Origin of the sequence: Castellaniella sp. (assembly GCF_034675905.1) — a bacterium.
In the GTDB taxonomy this organism is placed as follows: Bacteria; Pseudomonadota; Gammaproteobacteria; order Burkholderiales; family Burkholderiaceae_B; genus Castellaniella.
Map to the genome: position 1 here is coordinate 1 of NZ_JAUCCV010000007.1, position 19,693 is coordinate 19,693.

Genomic DNA, 19,693 nt, shown 5'->3' on the forward strand with positions numbered 1-19,693 from the left:
GGATGAGTAGTGATACCTTCCTCTGGGGCGGCTTACGGCCAGGAGCCACCATTCGAGTTATTGACCGTCCACATCAAGCCGAGCGAGGTCGGTAATTTTGAAGGTTAGCCATCACATGACCATCCGTCGAGGTTCTCGTGCACAAGCCACAGCAAAGAAGCAACTCCTGAGCGCCCTAGAAACAGCAATGCGCATCTATGCCCCTGCTCGGGAAATGTGTCGATACAGTAGCGAGTCCTTCAACGAAACGGCCTATCAACCCAATGTCGCAGCAAAGGTGGTTGGATTGGCCTTTCTCTCGGCCGTCGCTGCTTGGGAGGACTTTGTCGAGGATGTCTACCTCAACTATCTCTGCGGCTATCAAGCGCCTAATGGGTATGCCCCACGTCTACGCGCAGGGAGAGCTCAGAACAAAACCCATGCGCTTCTACTTGCTGCTGGTGAAAGCAACGAAAAAGAAGCGGAACGTAAACTGCGGTGGAGCAATTTTAAGCGGGTTCAGGCGCTTTCTACCGTTCACTTTGTGCCAAACAACGTCTTTACTGCCGTAACCGATCAAGATGTTGCGTGGCTCGATCTTGCTCAGATCGTTCGAAATCGAGTTGCACATAATTCCGAGAAAGCGAAATCTCAATATAAGGCAGCATTGAATCGACTTATGCGTGAGAAACCGGATTCGCCTCTGCCGCGCGGATTTTCAGCAGGAAAATTTCTTATTTATCAGACTCATGCCGATGAGCAACTGATTCCGCTCATGGAGGATCATCATTACTGGCCGGATGTCTTCGAGGGGTACATGTCTCTTTGGCAAAGGTTGGCAGACCGGCTATGCCCAGAGTAATGACGGGTTCCTAAAGGTCTGCTTCTCCAAACCGGCAAGTTCCGCTTTGGGTCGCTAACGACCGAATGGCTTAATCTTTTATCAGCCAAAAGCGTACGGCCTCAATTTCTCCCGCAGAAGTAACTATTTGGTCATAAGATTGAGGCCACCAATATTTTGATGAATTTTAGCCATGAAAAAATATATCGAACCGGATTTGCCTGGTTGCACAGAACCTGAGAAGATGCTTTGGCTAGCCTATGCATTCGCCGATACTGCAAACGTGTTAATGCAGGCCATGATAGAAAATGACTCGCATGGGGATTGCGGTCAAGGCTTAGTTGTCTCCCACCTCTGTCGCCACGCTCTGGAGCTTTACTTCAAAGGTGCAATTGGTATTGCGACTGGGCAAATTAAGCGCAAGGATCATCGGCTAGATAAACTCTATTCTGAATACAAGAAGCTGTACTGCGACAAAGGTGCGTTCTATTTCTTTGATTTTCTAGTGGAAGATTGGGTTCTTAATAAAGAAGATATGTTCCCTGACTCTCTGGTTAAGCACCGTCAAACCCATGATCAACGGTTTCGATATCCTGCCGATAAGAATGGCATGGAGTTTGTTGGATTTAAAGAATTTAATGTTCTGGAGAAGGCTAATCAAGTGGAAAAGTTCAGCAACGCGCTTAACCATCGAGCATTCTTTATGGGCCAATATGGGACAAAGGCTCAAGAGCACATGGATTCATGCCAGGGATGATTCCTTCAACGCAATCCGCTTGGTAGGTGCTACTTTCGGCCAAAGGCGGTCGGACACACTGTCGTGCCGAAAGCAGCTGGTTGGTATATCGGGACCGGAGTCGGTAGTGTGTTTATCAATTCTGTTAATGTTGCTCTCCCACACCACAGCATCACGTGAAGGAAAATCTGCTAACCATTCCGCGCAGCCAGGCTCTGTCATGTTAGGGAGCGCGCTCTGATGCTAGACGGCAAGACTTTCCCCTACATTAACTGCCTATGCACCACAATAAATAGCCCATCATGCCACTCACAGCCCTCCTAGCACCACATGAATGCGAAAGCCTGTACTCAGGTGCGAATTCCGCAATCTGGCACTCACACTCCCTTGCCAGACAGCTCGCCAAGAGCACCGTCCGTGAAGAAGACTACGTCGCGACATTGGTAACAAACGGAATACCATACTTGGCGGATCGATGGGTGCCATTACTCCGATCAAAGGGAGTTAGTTTGAGGCTCTCTGGTGTGTTCTGCCACGGGCACCCGCAAGTTTCGTTCGGTTCCCCGCCTCGTCAGGTCGAACTCGCTGATTTGCTTGTCGTTCATCAGCACACTAAGAAGGGACGCGCTTCGGCTCGCGCGATATTGCTACAAGCAAAAATGTCGAGAGACTCCACTCACCGGCTTCCCTCCTCAGATGCGCAGCTTCACCTATTCAGCCTATGGCCACCATTTGAGTTTGTGACTGGAGGCCTTACTTCAGGACTACGTGACCTCAAAGAGCATGGCAAGGGTTCGCGCTATGCTTTGGTGCACGATGGGCAAGCCTATCCTGAGCAAATCACGTGGGCCGACCAGTGCCCTTGGGCGGCAAGCCCTGCGAAACAGCAACTAACGGCTGATCGGTCCCTTGCCCGTCTGCTCGGCGACATGCTCCTTAATAAAGACGGCAGGCCGTTTCAGTTGGGGAAGCCCAAGGATGATTGGTCTCGAACGATTCAGGAACTACTGCAAACGACTGGGCGGCGTACTTATAGGCGTGCAAATATCGGTCGAGGCCCTGCCCCGCGAATAACCGATGCAACAGAACCCGGACTAATGCTTATGTATGTCGAGAGGCATCAGGCCGATATTTCAGCTCAAACTTCAAAAGCATCGCTGCTTGAACGCTACTTCGGCACTGTACCTATCGCACAGGACGGTGGTGACGGTTCGAACACTCTCTCAAATGAACAACGCGATCGGCCCTCCGGCGGCCTCTCTAGTCTCATTATTGAGACGGCGGAGGATATGGGGTAAGGGTTCATCCGCTCCGCCGACTATATCCAACGTTAAAACATCCATTTCTCAGACAGGTGACTCAGTACAGCCTAGCCAAAGAAATTGGTGTATCCGTTCGGCGCATTAACGAAATCGTGAAAGGGTTACGTGCTTTTACTGCCGATAAGAATCTACGCTTGGCACGTTTCTTTGGCTTTTCAGATGGCTACTGGTTGCGTGCCCAGGTGGTGCATGATACGGAAGTCGCCCGTGAAAAAATGCAGGACGTATTGGCGAAAATTCAGTCGTTGGAACACGCGTAGAAGCAAAAACTCCGACGAATCGGGGCTGAAATCTACCATACCAATATTATCGCTATTCGACCAGCCGGTTTAGGTCAGGTTTGGCCATCTGCCTTTGGCCACAATCTGCCAATAGAGGACGCTCAGCAATAAGATGTGGATGCCTTAGCCGACGTAAAGGTCCAACAAGTCTTCCAGGGACCGAGACAGAGCAACACCATATTTCGAATCGAGTCGCGCTTGCTTGGCGCGTGAGATGGCGGCTTTCTCGGCGACAACACGGTCCGAGTATGGAATCGCCGTATAAAACGATTGCATGTCAAGGACGTCGTTCGCTGAAAGAGCGCCGGTCTTGGATTCCAGGCGTGCGGCCATTTCCACTTCCACATTCATCGTCGGAACGTCTTCTAACAGTGCTCGCATGGCTTGGTCTCCGAGAGCCCTCAACTGGTCGAAAGAATAGCCAAGTGCAGCCACCGTTTGGTTGAGGATGTTGAGGTTCTCCGCCCAAGACTGCGCTGCGTAAGCCCGACGTCGAAAATCGATGGACTTGTTGGCAAAGCGCTCGCGCCTGCTTTCGATGCGAACGACCAGCGCGGCGAGTCCTTGGGTCAATGTTGCAATGGCCTTTCGTCGACGGATGTCGTCTTGGTTGACCATGAAGTCGAGGTATAGCGCTGCCGGGTGCGTGAGGGAATTCAGATCCCGCACGCGTGCCAGCTCTTCCGGCATCGCCATCAGCTCATCCATGGGTTCGAAGGCCTGCATAAAGCCTGGGGCGAACGCCCAATTGGGCGGCATGGCAACCGGCTCCACACCGAATCGCCGTTGAATGGCCGCGCGCAGCTCTACGGCCATCCGGCCCGCTCGACTTCGGTGGGCGTACCCAAGGCTGAGTATGGCCTGCGTCTCGGCAACGTGCCGTCGGCTGTCAGGGTCGTTGCGCTTTGCGGTCTCCATGATGTTCGAAACCGAGAGAGGAAATAAGACGCGCTTTCTTTGGACCGCAGCAACGAGTTGAGGAAACAGCTCGGCCATGGGGCCGCTCGTAGTGCGCCCGCTATGCACCTGCGCCAGCTCGATCCACTTGTTCTGGTCCAGAAAGACTATATCCATAAGTCTGAGAATTCCTCCACTTGAGGTAGTACCAGTATGTACCAATCAACGCATTGAGTGGCCTCGGGCGGCGAACTCAGCGCGCCAAAGAAGCGCCCAGGGTTTGGATAGTCCCGATTTCGCTTTGGTACCCAGGAGTTATCGATATTTCGTAATTGTCGCAAACTAAAACTCCTTCCCCTACAAAAAGGAGTTCATCATGATTTCGAATGCCTCCGCTACTTTAGAACGCGAGCCTTGGAATAAGGGCAAGCTCGTTGGGCAAAAGCACCATTGAAGCTCAAGGACATCTGGGCTATCCGCGTCCGGTTACAGCTGTCGAATGACATCCGTAATCTTGCTCTATTCAACCTGGCAATCAACAGCAAGCTTCGCTCATGTGATTTAGTGAAGCTAAAAGTCCGAGATATCGCACACGGAGAACACGTAGCAACTCGTGCGATTGTTATGCAGCAGAAAACCCAACGTCCTGTGCAATTTGAAATTACTGAGCAAACACGCGAATCGTTGGTGATGTGGATACGCTATAAACAGTTGCGCGCTGATGATTTCATTTTCTCAAGCAGGATTCACGCATCTTTGCACTTGTCGACTAGGCAATATGCTCGGATTGTAGATGCTTGGGTGAGCGCCATCGGTTTAGATCCGACCACATACGGCACGCACACAATGCGAAGGACAAAGGCGTCATTAATTTACCGACGTACAAAAAATCTCAGGGCGGTTCAATTGCTACTTGGTCATACCAAGCTCGAAAGCACGGTGCGATACCTTGGTATCGAAGTCGATGACGCGCTGGAAATGGCAGAGCAGACAGAAGTGTGATATTTACTTACAATCAACCAGGACAGCAGCCGAGATGGTCGCTGTCCGGCCAGAACCGGACAGTTGGGGGCAGCGCAAAAATCCGGCCCGGAGCGGCTACTCGACGAGGCCGCGTCAGAGGAAAATCCTCCTGCATTGGCGATAGCTGACACACCTCCACCTCAGACTCAGACAACGGCTCCAGGGAGTCTAAGAAGTTTGGGGTCATGCAGTCAGCGGTCGGATTCACACAACATGATGGATAGGAATGAGTAAAACGACCAAGGAGCAGCGGCGCAAGAAGAGGAAGGCGAAAGAGTTGCAGCAACAGAAGCGACGGCGGGCTGAGCGAGGAAAACGTCTTGCTCCTTGGGAAGCCCCCAAGATGGAAATGTTTCAGCTGCCACAGTTGCTCAAAGATGGCGTGCCTCTTGAGAAACGACTCGATCTCATGCGATCAATCGGCAAGGACGCGGGGGAAAAATTTTCCGTCCTATACCCGCAAACCATCAAATGGGTCACTCAATACGAACCGACCTACGTACTTTCGATGTGCGCCCTCTATCTAATGGCGCACCCGGAGGGTATTGATCCCGAGGCAACTGGAGAGCTTGAGTTCCATCATCACTACTTGGAGTTGCTTCAAGCGTTCGCACTTTGTCAGCCTAGGAGCTTTGCAATGCAGCCACTGCGTGAAGAACTCCTAGTGCTTAAGGCACACATGCAGGAGCTTGGCGAGCACATGTCGCTTCGGAGTCTTGATATACCAGAGGGGCTGACATCGGATGAAGAGATCAGCGCCTACCAGCTTCGGACCGGGATGATGGCTCACACCACGGCGGTTCGCAACTGGGCCTATATGCATCAGATGAGAAAGGTCTTTCTCGATCTTGCCCATTCAGTAGAACCTGCATTTAAGGCTGCCTACGGAGTAGCGCCGCAGCAGTTCTTCAGCATGCTGCTGCAGATCGCCGAAGAGACGGAAGATCGGCTCAACGACCACATTGCAAAAATTCGGAAATGCGCGACCGAGCGTGATCACCGCGCAATTATCGCGGCATACAACGACGCGTTCCCAGGGAACATGCCCATCACAGGAGAGCAGGCGTCATGGATGTGGGAGCAAGCCACTAAGAAGCGGCAGAATCTGCTGGCGATGTTAATGATGCATGCTGATCTCAAGCTCGCAGACATCTATTCGTTTTCCCTTGACCGTGCGCTTGAACTTGTCGGTGAGGGGACAGACAAGGCAGCGTTGCAAGCCCTGTTGGAGAAAATCTCGTTTCGCTTCGGTGACTTGGCAGACGCGAACAAAGAGCATTTCGTGCTTTCAAATCCCGTACTCAATCGCCCATTGATCAGTCTTGGAGATGGAGCCTACTTCTCTGCGGTTTGGGGCGTGTTACCTCACCTGTTGCTCGACATCCTGGAAGATCTCGTGTGGGAAAACAAAGGCCTGCGAGATCTGTACACAAAGTCAAAGGCGCTCTACCTCGAGGATGAGCTCGAGCGAATCGTTCGATCAGGCTTCCCAAACGGCCAAGTGTTCACGGGCAGCACCTGGCAGACCAGCGATGGAGTAACCTACGAGAACGATCTGACTATGGTCATTGACTCGTTCGCCATCGTCTTTGAAGCCAAGTCTGCTTCCGTAAGCGATCCGGCTAGACGCGGGGCTCCGTCGCGGTTGGCAGAAACGTTGAGGGAGTTGATCGAGTCGCCTTCAGAGCAAGCACTTCGTTTCATAGACCGACTGAAGAGCGAGCCTGGCGTCCACAAGTTCAGAACCAAGAGAGGTGTGGTGAACGAGATCGATAGCGGGGCGGTCAAGCACTACATACCGATCGGCGTGACGCTTTCGCATCTCGGATTTATTGCGAGCAACCTGAAGAAGCTGATCGCCGCCGGCATCGTCGACAAAAAGTTGGAGGATCTGGCGCCGTCAATCAACATCACTGATCTTGAGTCGGTGTTCGAGCTGCTTACACGCGAGGTAGAGAAGGTGCACTACCTATCGCGCCGGCGCGAATTCGAGGCACATATGGACTACGAAGGAGATGAGCTTGACCTGCTTGGCTTCTACTTAGACAACGGCTTTAACATTGGGGACACGGAGTACAGCCAAGACATCGTTTTGAACATGGCGTTGAAGTCCAAAGAGTTGGACCCATACTTCGTTGGATCTCGCGAAGGGCACCCCGTACCGAAGCCCCGTCTTGCGATGACAGACTGGTGGGACGCGATCCTGAATCGGGTGAGCGAGACAAGGTTCGAAGGCTGGCTTGAGACCGGATTCATCTTGCTCAACACGACAAAGGAGGACCAGGAGAAATTCGAGGTTGAGTTCAAAAATTTGGCAAGGCGGGTTCAGGAGGGCACGGCAAGTCGATCCCACAACTGGGTAGTCTGGGAGACAGGGCCTACGCGACGACGCTACGTTGTCGTGGGTTACCCCTATGTCGTGGATGACAAGGCGCAGAGAGATTCCATACTTAGCGAGGCAATTGGGAGCGATGCCAATGCTGACGCGCGCGGTGTTGCGGCCATCGGTGTGAACATGAAGCACCCGCATTACCCCTATGACGTCCTAGCACGGCGTGCTGCAACCAACTTGTTTGACACGCTGACGTTGGACGCGAGGGCTACCTCGTCGGAGCAGACGGGGGAGTGACAAGCCTGTCACCGAAGGGTTGCTCGTTGGGCTGCGCGACGACTTCCAGGTGCCTCTCACGACAGTATGCTGATTAGCAGATGGCTGCTCGGGACGGATCTCAATCGCTTCAGCAATAGCAGACGCCAAGGGAGTGTCAGATTTTTTGTGGGCGGGGCGGTTTGGCATCGTTTAATCCCTCGCCTCGGTGAACCGTTCACCGAACAGGATGGCGAACTGATTCATGGCTGCTTTCCACGTATGAACCGATCGCGACGGCTTGGCCAGCACGTTTCGCAGCGCCAGCCATAGGAGTTTGACGGCCGCCTCGTCGCTGGGGAATTGGCCCCGGTTCTTGATGATTTTACGCAGCTGCCGATTCATGTTCTCGATGGCGTTCGTGGTATAGATCACGCGCCGGATATCGGGTGGGAAGATGAAGAACGGCACCACATGTTCCCAGGCCCGCTCCCAGGCGGCCACGATCGTCGGATATTTCGTGCCCCAAGGGCCAGCCGCGAAGGCGGCCAGCGCCTCTCTGGCCTGTTGCTCATTGGCGGCGGCATAGATGGGCTTGAGGGCGGCGGCGACCAACTTACGGTCCTTCCAGCCGGCGTCATCCAGGCTGTTGCGCATCAGATGCACGATGCAGGTCTGCACCGTCGTTTTCGGGAAGACCACGTTGATGGCCTCGGGCAGGCCCTTTAAACGTATCCGTCCGGTGAACGCACCTTGAGCCGTTTGAGCATCCGATAGAGCATACGTGTCCGCTTAAATATCGTGGACACGTATGCACCAAGAACCTGTCAGCAAGCCACGCCGTCGGCGCCGTACCTATACCGCGCAGTTCAAGACCGATCTGGTCGCCCAGTGCATGGACCCAGCCGTCTCCCTGGCGGCGGTGGCCATCGAACATGACCTGAACCCCAACGTCTTGCGCCGTTGGGTCATCGAGCACGAACGTCTGGGCTTGCATGATGCCGATGCCCAGTCCGCTGGGGATCGCACCGAGCTAGCGCCCGCGCCCGCGAACTGGCTACCCTTCGTGCCAGTCCGGACGGTCGCCACCGAACGGCTGTCCACACAACCGTCACAGCCCGAGGCCCGTATCCCGCTCACGCTCAGTGGCCGAGGCCTGACCCTCACGCTGGACTGGCCGATGGCTGAACACCAGGCGTTGGCCCAGTGGGCACGCCTGGTCCTGGCATGATCCGCATTGACCGGATCTGGCTGGCCGTCGATCCCATGGACATGCGTGCAGGCCTGGATACGACCCTGGCCCGGGTGGTGCGCGTGTTCGGGGCCGCACACCCGCATCATGCCTATGTCTTTGCCAACCGCCGCGCCACACGCATCAAGGTGTTGATGCACGATGGCGTCGGCGTGTGGCTGGCGACCAGACGTCTGAACCAGGGCAGGTTCGTCTGGCCCACGCCAGGCGGCACACACCTGACGCTCACCGACGAGCAGGCCAGCGCTCTGGTGCTGGGCCTGCCCTGGCAACGCCTGGGCGATGCCGGCGTCATCGACTGCATCTAAGGTAGCACCGGCTCAGGCTGTGCAATCGGGGCTGATGCCGATGGTGCGATGCAGCACCTGCTGGCATACTGCCCGCCATGACAGCCGTTGCACCCGACTCACTGCAGGACATGGACGCCGCGCAATTGCGCGAACTGGCGGCCAGTCTGATGCACACGCTCGGGCGCACGCAGCAGGAACTCAGCGCCACCAAGACGCTCAACGAGAAGCTGACCTTCGAGATCGCGGCCCTGCGCCGTTTCCGGTTCGGCAAGCGCGGCGAGCAACTGCCGCCCGGTGTGCAGGGCAGCCTGCTGGAGGAAGCCGTTGACGAGGATCTGGTCGAGATCGAGGCCCAACTGGCGGCCTTGAACCCCAAGGCCGATCCGCTCACGCCCCCTAAGGATCAACCCAAGCGCGCCGCCTTGCCGCCTGAGCTGCCCCGCGTCGAGATCCGTCACGAACCGCACAGAATGAACTGCACTTGCGGTTGCCAGCTGAAGTTCGTGCGTGACGAGGTTAGCGAGAAGCTGGACTACACGCCTGGCACCTTTACGGTCGAGCGTCATGTGCGCCCGATCCTGGCCTGTCCTCAGTGCGAGACAATTACCCAGGCCCCGATGCCGGCTTACGTCATCGACAAGGGCCTGGCTACGCCTGGCCTGATGGCCCACGTGCTGGTGGCCAAGTACGCTGATCACCTGCCGCTGTACCGTCAGGAAGGCATCTTTGCCCGGGCGGGGCTGAAGATCGCCCGATCAACCCTGGCGGAGTGGGTCGGTGCCTGCGGCTTCGCGCTGCAGCCGCTGGTTGCGGCACTGCGAGACGAGATCCTGGCACACCGAGTACTGCATGCCGACGAGACGCCGGTCAAACTGCTCAAGCCTGGCAGCCGCGCCACCCACAAGGCCTATCTGTGGGCCTACACCCCGGGCGCCTTCGAAGGCCTGAACGCGGTCGTCTATGACTTTACCGAAGGCCGTGCCGGGGCGCATGCCCGGGAGTTCTTCGGCGACTGGACGGGCAGCCTGGTCTGCGATGATTACGTTGGCTACAAGGCCTGCTTTACCCAGGGCATCATTGAGGTGGGCTGCATGGCGCACGCCCGGCGCAAATTCTTCGACTTGCACGCGGCCAGCCAGAGCCCGGTGGCCGCGCAGGCGCTGGAGTCCATCGGCGGCCTGTACGCGATCGAGCGTGAACTCAAGGACCTGTCCCTGGAGGAGCGTTTGAGGCAACGCCAGCAGGTCGCCAAACCGCTGGCCGACAAATACCATGAGTGGATGTTGGCCCAACGCCAGAAGGTGCCAGAGGGTTCCGGCACGGCCCGGGCGCTGGATTACAGCCTGAAGCGCTGGGTGGCGCTGACGCGCTACCTGGATGATGGGATGCTGCCCATCGACAACAACCGGATCGAACAACAGATCCGGCCCGTCGCCGTGGGCCGCAACAATTGGCTGTTCGCAGGGTCCTTGCGCGCCGGCAAACGGGCGGCGGCGGTCATGAGTCTGGTGCAGTCGGCCAAACTCAATGGCCATGATCCGTATGCCTATCTGAAGGACGTGCTCACACGCCTGCCCACGCATCCGAACAGCCGGATCGGGGAATTGTTGCCGCATCGCTGGCAGGCTGTGTGACGCTGTTGATCTGCGTCGGTTGAAATCTGACCCACCTACCGGCATCGCTGCCGTACCAACACCGGAGGAAAGTCATGGCATTGAGTGAATTGGAGCTTGCAGGGGTGAATCGCACCATGACTGCCTATATTGCACGCCGCCGTCCTCGTCCAGAAATCCGGAATGAATTGGATATTGGCTACTCCATTGAAAACCAATCCATCATCGTCCATGAGGATCGCCGGTTATACGATGGTTCGCGGATGATCGAGCCCGTCGCAAAGGCGACGTGGGTCAAAACACAAAGGGCTTGGAAAGTCTTCTGGATGCGAGCTGACCTTCGGTGGCACAGCTATGAACCTCTGGCTACAGCACGGACCTTGGATAAAGTGCTTGAAGAGATCGATGCGGATCCCTACGGCTGCTTCTGGGGTTAAGCGTCGGCTAGAGCCTCAAGATGTGTTCGCCGGACGCTAACCTTTAAACCATCGACCACGGCAATCAGAATGTCCTGGCAGCCCCGGTTCTTGAGCTCGTTGAAGACCTTGAGCCAGAACTTCGAACCTTCGGTCTGCTCAATCCACAGCCCCAGCACGTCACGCTCCCCGTTAGCGTCGATCCCCAGGGCCAGGTAGACCGCCTTGTTGGCCACCAGCCCGTCGGTGCGGATCTTCACGCGCAGGGCATCGAAGAACACGACCGGGTACATGCGCTCCAGGGGCCGATTCTGCCAGGCCACCGTCTCGGTCATGACCTCGTCAGTGACCTCGCTGATGAGCTCGGGCGAGACATCCGTGCCATAGGTCTCAGCCAGGAATGCCTGGATCTCGCGCACGCTCATGCCTCGGGCGTACAGGGCGATGATGCGTTCATCGAACCCGGCGAAATGGCGCTCATGCTTGGGGATCAAGACCGGCTCGAAGGTACCGTCCCGGTCGCGGGGCAACTGAACACGCATCGAGCCGTGTTTGGTCAACAGCGTCTTGGCGCTCACGCCGTTGCGTTCGTCGGCTTGTTGGGCCGGCTTGTCTTCGCCGGCACGGTAGCCAAGGTGGGCGTTCATCTCGCCAGCCATGGCCCGCTCGATCACCGCCTTGCCAAAGGCATCAATCAGATCCTCGACCTCCATGGCCGACATCGGACCTTCGACCAGGCCGTCCAGCAAATGCTCAGGCAGCTTCGGAAATCGGGCCGTACGGGCGGCCGCCTGGGCCGCAATAGATGGCTTCTTGTGTTTCACGGGCATATCCATGATCGTTTTCTCTCATGTTATGCCTCGCCCACAAAATTCTGGACACTCTCGGTACGAGTTCAATTAGAACTAACAAATGGCTCTAATCATTCGCTGAAATCACTGAGACAGGCCAAGGTCCAACACGTAGAGCAACAGCCTCCCACAATATTTAACGGCCGCTTCGGGTCGTAAACAGCCCTCCACACCAAACACAATGAGACGATACTGTTTCCATCCACAGACCAGAAAACTCATCGTGTCCCCTTCCCAAGACCACGCAGCCCGCAGCGGCCACAGCCCCTTCTACCGCACAGAAGGTAGCAGAAACACCCCACCCTCTCCATGAACGATAATACCGTCTGCCCTCCTCAATCCACGCAGACAGATCCCCGCATGACCACCCCAGACCTCTCCGGCCACACCCCCATGATGCAGCAATATTTGACGCTGAAAGCCCAGGCGGGCTCGCATCTGCTGTTCTACCGCATGGGGGACTTCTACGAGATGTTCTACGACGATGCGGAACGCGGGGCGCGGCTGCTGAACCTGACGCTGACCAAACGCGGCACGTCCAATGGCGAGCCGATCCCGATGGCCGGGGTGCCGCATCACGCCATGGAAGGCTATCTGGCGCGGCTGGTGGCGCTGGGGGAATCCATTGCCATTTGCGAACAGGTGGGCGACCCGGCGGCCAGCAAGGGGCCGGTGGAACGCAAGATCGTGCGGGTGGTCACGCCCGGCACGCTGACGGACGAGGCCCTGCTGCCCGCCCGCGAAGACCGCGTGATCGCCGCCTGGATGACGGGACGCAGCCACGGCAAGGACCAGATCGGCCTGGCCTGGATGAACCTGGCCAATGGCGAATTCAAGACCTGCGAATGCACGCCGGAACTGCTGGATACGGAACTGGGGCGCATCGCCCCGGCGGAACTGGTCTGCGCGGAACAGGCGGATATCCAGGCGCTGGAATCCTCCGGTCTGGACACCACGGTCAGCCGGGTGCCTGACTGGCATTTCGAGGCCGACGGCGCGCGCGACACGCTGCTGCGGCATTTCGGGGTGGCGGATGTGGGGGCCTTCGGACTGGATCACCTGCCGCTGGCGACCTGCGCAGCAGGCGCCCTGCTGCGCTATGTTGGCGCGACGCAGTCGCAAACGCTGGGCCACGTTCACAGCCTGGCGGTGGATGCGGGCGGCGACTATGTGGTGCTGGACCCGGCGACGCGGCGCAATCTGGAAATCACGGAATCGCTGAACGGCGGCGAGGGGCCGACGCTATTCAGCACGCTGGACCATGCCCGCACACCCATGGGCAGCCGCCAGCTGCGCCGCTGGCTGCAGGCGCCGCTGCGCCACAATCCGCAGGCGCAGGCGCGCCAGGACGCGATCACCCAGATGCTGCAAGCAGCCGATGCAGACCAGGCGCTGCACACGCTGCGCGACAGCCTGCGCGCCCTGCCCGATCTGGAACGGATGGCGACCCGGCTGGCGCTGGGGACGATCCGCCCGCGCGAACTGGCCAGCCTGCGCGACGCCCTGGGGTCGCTTGCCCCCTTGTCCGCCCAGGCGCTGGACAGCTTCCAGGCCACCGGCCTGCTGGCCGACAGCCTGCAGACGGTCCCGGTGGATGCGGCGCTTGCCGCCTTGCTGGCCCAGGCCATCGCCCCCGAACCGGCGCTGATGATCCGCGACGGCGGCGTGATCGCCGATGGCTACGACGCGGAACTGGACACGCTGCGCCAGCTGGCCGGGGACAACGGCGCATTCCTGCTGGAAATGGAAACCCGCGAACGCGAACGCACCGGCATCGCCAATCTGCGGGTGGAATACAACCGCGTGCACGGCTTTTTCATCGAGGTCACGCGCGGCCAGGCCGACAAGGTCCCCGACGATTACCGCCGCCGCCAGACGCTGAAAAACGCCGAACGCTACATCACCCCCGAACTGAAAGCCTGGGAAGACAAGGTGCTATCGGCCCGCGAACGTGGCCTGGCCCGTGAAAAACTGCTGTTCGAGCAGATGCTGGAACAGGCCGCCGGCCACGCCACGGCCCTGGCCGCCAGTGCAGCAGCTCTGGCCCGCATCGACGCGCTGGCGGCGCTGGCGCACCACGCCCGCAGCCACGGCTGGACAGCCCCGGAACTGTGCGAGGACGTCTGCCTGGACATCGACGCCGGCCGCCACCCGGTGGTGGAACACAGCATCGAGGCCTTTACGCCCAATGACTGCCGCATGCAGGAAGAACGCCGCATGCTGCTGATCACCGGGCCGAACATGGGCGGCAAATCCACTTATATGCGTCAGGTGGCGCTGATCGCACTGCTGGCCCGCATGGGCAGTTACGTGCCGGCCAGCCACGCCCGCATCGGCCCGGTCGATCGCATCTTTACCCGGATCGGGGCAGCCGACGACCTGGCGGGCGGGCGTTCGACCTTCATGATGGAAATGATGGAAGCCGGCGTCATTCTGGCGGCGGCCACGCCGCACAGCCTGGTGCTGATGGACGAAATCGGGCGCGGCACATCCACCTACGACGGTCTGGCGCTGGCCTGGGCCATCGCCTACCGGCTGCTGACGCACAACCGGGCGCTGACGCTGTTTGCCACCCACTATTTCGAAATCACCCGCTTGCCGGAAAAAACGCACGGGGTATCCAATGTGCACCTGGCTGCCGCCGACGCGCCCGACGGGGTTGTCTTCCTGCACGAAGTGCGCCCCGGTCCGGCCAGCCAAAGCTACGGTCTGCACGTGGCGCAGCGCGCCGGCATCCCGCCGGTGGTGATCCGCCATGCCCGCAAGGAACTGGCCGAGCTGGAAGCCCGCAATCGCGCGGATTCACAGCTATCGCTGTTCATCCAGCAGGTCGAGGAAGAAGACAGCCACCCCGACGCGCCCCTGAAAACCGCCCTGCAGGCCCTGGACCCGGACACGCTCAGCCCCCGCGAGGCGCTGGAACTGGTCTACCAGCTGCGCCGCGATTTCCTTTGATTTTCAACGGCCAGCCCCTACACTGGTTCTACCCGATTTCTCTGTAGCGGCGCTTGGGCGCCGCTACAGGCTTTGCCAGGACACCCCGCCATGTCTCGCGCCTACCCCACCCCCGATATCGATCAGCCCACCCCTTTGCTGGGGGGCCTGACGCCACGTGAATTCATGCGCGATTACTGGCAGAAAAAACCGCTGCTGATCCGCCAGGCTATCCCCGGTTTCCAGCCTTCGGTCACGATCCGCGATGTGCAGACCCTGGCCCGGCGTGAAGAAGTCGAGTCCCGCCTGATCACGCACGGCGATAAAGGCTGGTCGCTGAAGCACGGCCCGTTTCGCGGCTTTCCGCCCGCCTCACAGCCCAAATGGACGCTGCTGGTGCAGGGCGTGGACCTGCACGACGACGAATCCGCCGCCCTGTTGCGGCAGTTCCGCTTTATTTCCGACGCCCGGCTGGACGACCTGATGGTCAGCATCGCCACGGACGGCGGCGGTGTCGGACCGCACGTCGACAGCTACGATGTGTTCCTGCTGCAGGGCTTGGGACGGCGGCGCTGGCGCACCAGCAATCAGGCAGACCGCGCTCTGGTCCCGGACCTGCCCCTGAAGATCCTGGCCGACTTCCAGCCGGATGCCGATGACATCCTGGAACCGGGCGACATGCTCTATCTGCCCCCGCATGTGTGCCATGACGGCGTGGCGGTCGGCAACGGCTGCATGACGCTGTCCATCGGCTTTCGCGTTCCCAGCCAGGCCACCCTGGCCCGCGGCCTGCTGGAATCGGCGGCGGATCAGCTGTCGGCGCAGCACCTGGGCGATCCGGGGCTGTACGGACATCCCTGCCTGCCGGGCCCGGATCTGTCGGCCCTGTACACCGACGCGGATATCCCCGCCACGCGCCAGCCGGCGGCCCTGCCCGATCAGCTGGTCCAGGCCACGCTGGACACCTTGCAGCGTGTCCGCCTGGATCAGGCCGTCGCCGCCCGTTTCCTGGGCCAATGGTTGACCTCGTTGCCGGATAACGCCTTGTTCGATCCGGCGGATGTGTCGGTTTCCCTGGCGGCTGCAGTACCCGAAACCGGCCATTTGACGCTGGACCGCTGCACCCGCCTGATGTACAGCGGCGCGCAATTATTCATCAATGGCGAAGTCGCCGAACAGGCATGCGAGCCCGCGCTGGCGGCCCTGGCAGACCAGCGCAGCCTGCCCGCCGCCGAACTGCAGGGTCTGGCCCCAACGACCCTGGCCTTGCTGGACGAATGGCTGCAGGAAGGCTGGGTGCACTGGACGGACGACTGATCGCCGGGGAGCAGACCGCCCGCGCGGATCAGGCGTATTCGGCCCCGAAGGCCTGCTCCAGGGTCTGCACCTGTCCCATCAAACTGCAGTCGTAGCCCACCAAGTCCCGCACATACGCCTGGTAGTCGGCGCCGTTCATCAGGTCCAGCAAACGCTGCAAGGACTGCGTGCCGACCAGGTTCTTGTTGATCCCGAAAAAATAACGTTCCTTGGCCAGCGGAATGAATTCCAGGCCACAGCGCCAGGCGGCTGTCTCGACCCCGATGCCGACGTCGGCCATGCCGCTGGCGATGTGCGCTGCAATCGCCAGATGGGTGAATTCACCGCTGTCAAAGCCCGTCACCCGGCTGGGATCGATGCCCTGGCGTTCCAGCATCAGATGCACCAGAAACCGGGTGCTGGACCCCATCTGCCGATTGACGAAGCGCACGTCCGGGCGGACAAGATCCTGCACTGATCGGATGTTCTTCGGATTGCCAGGCGGAACGAACAGGCCGGTGTTGCGTTCCGCCAGATGCAGCAGCAACATGCTGTCCGGGTTCAACCAATGGCCGTAGCGCTGCAGGATGGGTTTTTCATATTCATCCACCGGCACCTGAAACCCGGCCAGATCGCATTCTCCCCGATCCAGCGAGGACAGGGCCTCGATCCCGGTGCGGTAGCGCAGTTCCAAGGGCAGCATGTCCTGGCCATTGGCCAGCCGCATCAGGCCCTCGACGGCAAAGCCGTGGCTGGCATGCAGGCGCAGGACCGACAGTTCTTCGGAATACAGGCGCTGCAGTTCTTCCTGCAATTCGGATGCAATGCTTTCGAAGGTCGGCGCCAATCGTGCGTCGATGCGGCGATTGGCCCACAGCAGGTGCTGGGCAAAACTGGTCAGGCGCGACCCGCGCCGGCGCGAGGTTTCGATCAGCGGCACCTGAAAATTGGCCTCTGCCTTGCGCAATATTCCCCAGGCATGCCGATACGACAGACCGCGCGCCTGACAGGCGCCAGCGATATGACCGTGTTCGTCCACCGCCGCCAGCAGCCGCATGACCTCCCCCATGGGCAGTATTTCCCCTGATTGCTTTTCCAGAACCCATTCCGAATTCAACCTGGGTTTGAATCGATAAACCGCCATGTCTCCTCCTGATTTTTATATATTATGTAATTAATTACATATAAATCGAATACCCATCTTTTTAATATGCTCTCTATATCTTATTGAAATCAATTCATTTTCAATAGTAGAGTAAATCAACGGCAAAGAATATATATGCACATAAAAACATATTAAAGCGCGTGACCCGCCGCCTCATGCGCCTGGAGACATTCATCATGGACAGCGTACGCACCGATTCCGGGTCCCAGAACCACAGCCGCCTGATCCAGGACATCCTGGCGCAACATGCCGATCAACGGGGTTCGCTGCTGCCCATCCTGCACGCCGTGCAGGATGTCCTGGGCTATATCCCCGATGATGCGGTCAGCCAGATTGCCGCCGGCATCCAACGGTCCCGGGCGGAAGTCCACGGGGTCATCCACTTCTACACACACTTTCGTACGGCGCCGCCCGCCCGGCTGCAGGTGGAAGTCTGCCGCGCCGAATCCTGTCAGGCCTGCGGCGGCGAAGCCCTGTACCGCCACGCCGAACAGCGCGTGGCAGGTCAGCCGGCGGATCAGGTGTCGCTGAGCTCCGTCTACTGTCTGGGGCTGTGCGCACAATCCCCGGCGGTCATGGTCAATGGCCGCCCGCATGCCCGCGTCACGGCGGAACAGCTCGACGTCCTGCTGGAGCGCTGACATGACGCATACCCTGTACATTCCCCTGGACTCGGCAGCGCTGGCCGTGGGCGCGGACGATCTGGCCGATGCCTTTTTGGCCGAAGCCGCTCGGCGCGGCATGACCTTGAACATCGTGCGCAACGGTTCGCGCGGCATGCTCTGGCTGGAACCCCTGGTCGAGGCACGCACACCCGCCGGGCGCGTCGCCTACGGACCGGTCACCGTGGCGGACGTGCCCTCCATCCTGGACGCGGCCTGGACAGATGGCGCATCGCACCCCCTGTGCCACGGCCTTACCGACGCCATCCCCTTCCTGCAAAAGCAGGAACGCCTGACCTTCGCCCGCGTGGGCATCACCGATCCGCTCAGTGTGGCCGATTACCAGGCCCACGGCGGCTATGCCGGGCTGCGCCAGGCGCTGGACATGCCCCCCGCCGATATCGTGTCCTGTATCACCGAATCCGGCCTGCGCGGCCGGGGCGGCGCGGCTTTCCCCACCGGCATCAAATGGCGCACGGTGCTGCAGACCGACGCGGTCCAGAAATACATCGTCTGCAATGCCGACGAGGGCGATTCCGGCACCTTTTCCGACCGCATGCTGATGGAAGGCGACCCGCTGGCCCTGATCGAAGGCATGACGATTGCCGGCGTGGCCGTGGGCGCCACCCGGGGATATATCTACCTGCGTTCGGAATACCCGCAGGCCGAACACGTGCTGCAGCATGCCCTGCAGGCCGCCCGCGACGCCGGCTGGCTGGGCGCCGGCATCCAGGGCTCGGGCCATGCCTTCGACATCGAACTGCGGCGCGGGGCCGGCGCCTACATCTGTGGCGAGGAAACCTCTCTGCTGGAAAGCCTGGAAGGCCGCCGCGGACTGGTGCGCGCCAAGCCGCCCCTGCCCGCCATCCGGGGCCTGTTCGGCTGTCCCACGGTCATCAACAACGTCATTTCCCTGGCGACCGTGCCGTTCATCCTGGACCAGGGCGCCGCCGCTTACCGCGACTACGGGATGGGCAAATCGCGCGGCACGCTGCCCTTCCAATTGGCCGGCAACATCCGCCAAGGCGGACTGGTCGAAAAGGCCTTCGGCCTGACCCTGCGCGAACTGCTGTTCGACTACGGCGGCGGCAGCCGGTCCGGCCGGCCCTTGCGAGCCGTGCAGGTGGGCGGCCCGCTGGGAGCCTACCTGCCCGAATCCCAATGGGACACGCCGCTGGACTACGAAGCCTTTCTGCAGATTTCCGCCATGCTGGGTCACGGCGGAGTGGTGGCCTTCGACGACACGGTGGACATGGCCGCCATGGCGCAATACGCCCTGGCGTTCTGCGCCGTCGAGTCCTGCGGCAAATGCACGCCCTGTCGCATCGGCTCGGTGCGCGGCACGGAAGTCCTGCAAAAGATCCGCGACCGGCAAGACCTTGAAAACCAGGCCGATCTGCTGCAGGACCTGTGCGACACCATGATGGCCGGATCGCTGTGCGCCCTGGGGGGCATGACGCCCTATCCGGTGCTGTCCGCCCTGCGCCACTTCCCGGAAGACTTCGGTCTGTCCGCCGAACACGTTCTGCATACCGCCTAAGGAGCCCG

13 protein-coding genes and 4 pseudogenes are annotated in these 19,693 nt (G+C 59.5%); 13 read left to right on the forward strand and 4 right to left on the reverse strand.

Annotation, left to right across the window (positions count from 1 at the left end):
• Positions 1–115 precede the first annotated feature (115 nt).
• The 3 genes and pseudogenes from VDP79_RS07680 to VDP79_RS07690 form a co-directional block, all read left to right on the forward strand.
• Entirely contained in the window at positions 116–841 is a 726-nt protein-coding gene (locus tag VDP79_RS07680) for a hypothetical protein (protein ID WP_323017635.1), read from the forward strand.
• A 172-nt stretch (positions 842–1,013) separates the two neighbouring features.
• A complete protein-coding gene (locus VDP79_RS07685; RefSeq protein ID WP_323017636.1) occupies positions 1,014–1,577 on the forward strand; it encodes a hypothetical protein in 564 nt (187 codons plus the stop codon).
• A 1,321-nt stretch (positions 1,578–2,898) separates the two neighbouring features.
• Positions 2,899–3,138 (forward strand): annotated as a pseudogene (locus VDP79_RS07690) (HigA family addiction module antitoxin); the annotation flags it as partial.
• Between the two features lie 144 nt (positions 3,139–3,282).
• Here VDP79_RS07690 and VDP79_RS07695 read toward each other — a convergent pair.
• Complete coding sequence (locus VDP79_RS07695; protein ID WP_323017637.1) at positions 3,283–4,233, reverse strand: hypothetical protein; 951 nt, start codon at positions 4,231–4,233, stop codon at positions 3,283–3,285.
• A gap of 199 nt (positions 4,234–4,432) precedes the next feature.
• Here VDP79_RS07695 and VDP79_RS07700 point away from each other — a divergent pair.
• Positions 4,433–5,058: pseudogene (locus VDP79_RS07700) on the forward strand (tyrosine-type recombinase/integrase).
• A gap of 247 nt (positions 5,059–5,305) precedes the next feature.
• Positions 5,306–7,708 carry a hypothetical protein gene (locus VDP79_RS07705; protein WP_323017638.1) on the forward strand — a complete coding sequence of 801 codons (2,403 nt, stop codon included), beginning with the start codon at positions 5,306–5,308 and terminating at the stop codon, positions 7,706–7,708.
• A 171-nt stretch (positions 7,709–7,879) separates the two neighbouring features.
• Here the strand turns inward: VDP79_RS07705 and VDP79_RS07710 are convergent.
• Positions 7,880–8,395, reverse strand: a pseudogene (locus tag VDP79_RS07710) (IS256 family transposase); the annotation flags it as partial.
• A gap of 82 nt (positions 8,396–8,477) precedes the next feature.
• Here VDP79_RS07710 and VDP79_RS07715 point away from each other — a divergent pair.
• The 4 genes from VDP79_RS07715 to VDP79_RS07730 all read left to right on the forward strand — a co-directional run bounded on the left by VDP79_RS07715 (position 8,478) and on the right by VDP79_RS07730 (position 11,258).
• Positions 8,478–8,897, forward strand: coding sequence for a transposase (locus tag VDP79_RS07715; RefSeq protein ID WP_217086256.1), 420 nt, complete (start codon positions 8,478–8,480; stop codon positions 8,895–8,897).
• Positions 8,894–9,226 carry an IS66 family insertion sequence element accessory protein TnpB gene (tnpB, locus tag VDP79_RS07720; RefSeq protein ID WP_217086257.1) on the forward strand — a complete coding sequence of 111 codons (333 nt, stop codon included), beginning with the start codon at positions 8,894–8,896 and terminating at the stop codon, positions 9,224–9,226. The genes VDP79_RS07715 and tnpB overlap by 4 nt, the downstream gene beginning before the upstream one ends.
• A gap of 77 nt (positions 9,227–9,303) precedes the next feature.
• Positions 9,304–10,842, forward strand: coding sequence for an IS66 family transposase (tnpC, locus tag VDP79_RS07725; RefSeq protein WP_416233073.1), 1,539 nt, complete (start codon positions 9,304–9,306; stop codon positions 10,840–10,842).
• Between the two features lie 74 nt (positions 10,843–10,916).
• Positions 10,917–11,258, forward strand: coding sequence for a DUF3024 domain-containing protein (locus VDP79_RS07730; protein ID WP_217086259.1), 342 nt, complete (start codon positions 10,917–10,919; stop codon positions 11,256–11,258).
• A gap of 41 nt (positions 11,259–11,299) precedes the next feature.
• Here the strand turns inward: VDP79_RS07730 and VDP79_RS07735 are convergent.
• Positions 11,300–12,067 (reverse strand): annotated as a pseudogene (locus tag VDP79_RS07735) (IS256 family transposase); the annotation flags it as partial.
• Between the two features lie 381 nt (positions 12,068–12,448).
• Here VDP79_RS07735 and mutS point away from each other — a divergent pair.
• Positions 12,449–15,043 (forward strand): DNA mismatch repair protein MutS, encoded by a 2,595-nt coding sequence (gene mutS, locus VDP79_RS07740; protein ID WP_323017639.1) that lies wholly within the window; start codon positions 12,449–12,451, stop codon positions 15,041–15,043.
• Between the two features lie 90 nt (positions 15,044–15,133).
• The gene (locus VDP79_RS07745) at positions 15,134–16,339 is read left to right on the forward strand and encodes a JmjC domain-containing protein (protein WP_323017640.1); all 1,206 of its coding nucleotides are present in this window, start codon (positions 15,134–15,136) and stop codon (positions 16,337–16,339) included.
• Positions 16,340–16,367: 28 nt separating this feature from the next.
• Here the strand turns inward: VDP79_RS07745 and VDP79_RS07750 are convergent, their stop codons facing one another.
• Positions 16,368–17,462, reverse strand: coding sequence for a substrate-binding domain-containing protein (locus VDP79_RS07750; RefSeq protein WP_323017641.1), 1,095 nt, complete (start codon positions 17,460–17,462; stop codon positions 16,368–16,370).
• Positions 17,463–17,659: 197 nt separating this feature from the next.
• Between VDP79_RS07750 and VDP79_RS07755 the strand changes: the two genes are divergently transcribed.
• Together VDP79_RS07755 and VDP79_RS07760 are read left to right on the forward strand one after the other, a co-directional pair.
• Positions 17,660–18,124: an NAD(P)H-dependent oxidoreductase subunit E gene (locus VDP79_RS07755; protein ID WP_323017642.1), complete on the forward strand. Its 465-nt coding sequence runs from the start codon at positions 17,660–17,662 to the stop codon at positions 18,122–18,124.
• 1 nt (position 18,125) lies between these two features.
• Entirely contained in the window at positions 18,126–19,685 is a 1,560-nt protein-coding gene (locus VDP79_RS07760; RefSeq protein WP_323017643.1) for an NADH-quinone oxidoreductase subunit NuoF, read from the forward strand.
• Positions 19,686–19,693 lie beyond the last annotated feature (8 nt).

Excerpts from the sequence above, each read along its gene's own strand:
- VDP79_RS07685 (WP_323017636.1), top strand. The coding sequence starts at position 1,014 with ATGAAAAAATATATCGAACCGGATTTGCCTGGTTGCACAGAACCTGAG.
- VDP79_RS07730 (WP_217086259.1), top strand. The coding sequence starts at position 10,917 with ATGGCATTGAGTGAATTGGAGCTTGCAGGGGTGAATCGCACCATGACT.
- VDP79_RS07695 (WP_323017637.1), bottom strand. The coding sequence starts at position 4,233 with ATGGATATAGTCTTTCTGGACCAGAACAAGTGGATCGAGCTGGCGCAG.
- tnpB (WP_217086257.1), top strand. The coding sequence starts at position 8,894 with ATGATCCGCATTGACCGGATCTGGCTGGCCGTCGATCCCATGGACATG.
- mutS (WP_323017639.1), top strand. The coding sequence starts at position 12,449 with ATGACCACCCCAGACCTCTCCGGCCACACCCCCATGATGCAGCAATAT.
- VDP79_RS07705 (WP_323017638.1), top strand. The coding sequence starts at position 5,306 with ATGAGTAAAACGACCAAGGAGCAGCGGCGCAAGAAGAGGAAGGCGAAA.
- tnpC (WP_416233073.1), top strand. The coding sequence starts at position 9,304 with ATGACAGCCGTTGCACCCGACTCACTGCAGGACATGGACGCCGCGCAA.
- VDP79_RS07715 (WP_217086256.1), top strand. The coding sequence starts at position 8,478 with ATGCACCAAGAACCTGTCAGCAAGCCACGCCGTCGGCGCCGTACCTAT.
- VDP79_RS07760 (WP_323017643.1), top strand. The coding sequence starts at position 18,126 with ATGACGCATACCCTGTACATTCCCCTGGACTCGGCAGCGCTGGCCGTG.
- VDP79_RS07680 (WP_323017635.1), top strand. The coding sequence starts at position 116 with ATGACCATCCGTCGAGGTTCTCGTGCACAAGCCACAGCAAAGAAGCAA.
- VDP79_RS07750 (WP_323017641.1), bottom strand. The coding sequence starts at position 17,462 with ATGGCGGTTTATCGATTCAAACCCAGGTTGAATTCGGAATGGGTTCTG.
- VDP79_RS07755 (WP_323017642.1), top strand. The coding sequence starts at position 17,660 with ATGGACAGCGTACGCACCGATTCCGGGTCCCAGAACCACAGCCGCCTG.
- VDP79_RS07745 (WP_323017640.1), top strand. The coding sequence starts at position 15,134 with ATGTCTCGCGCCTACCCCACCCCCGATATCGATCAGCCCACCCCTTTG.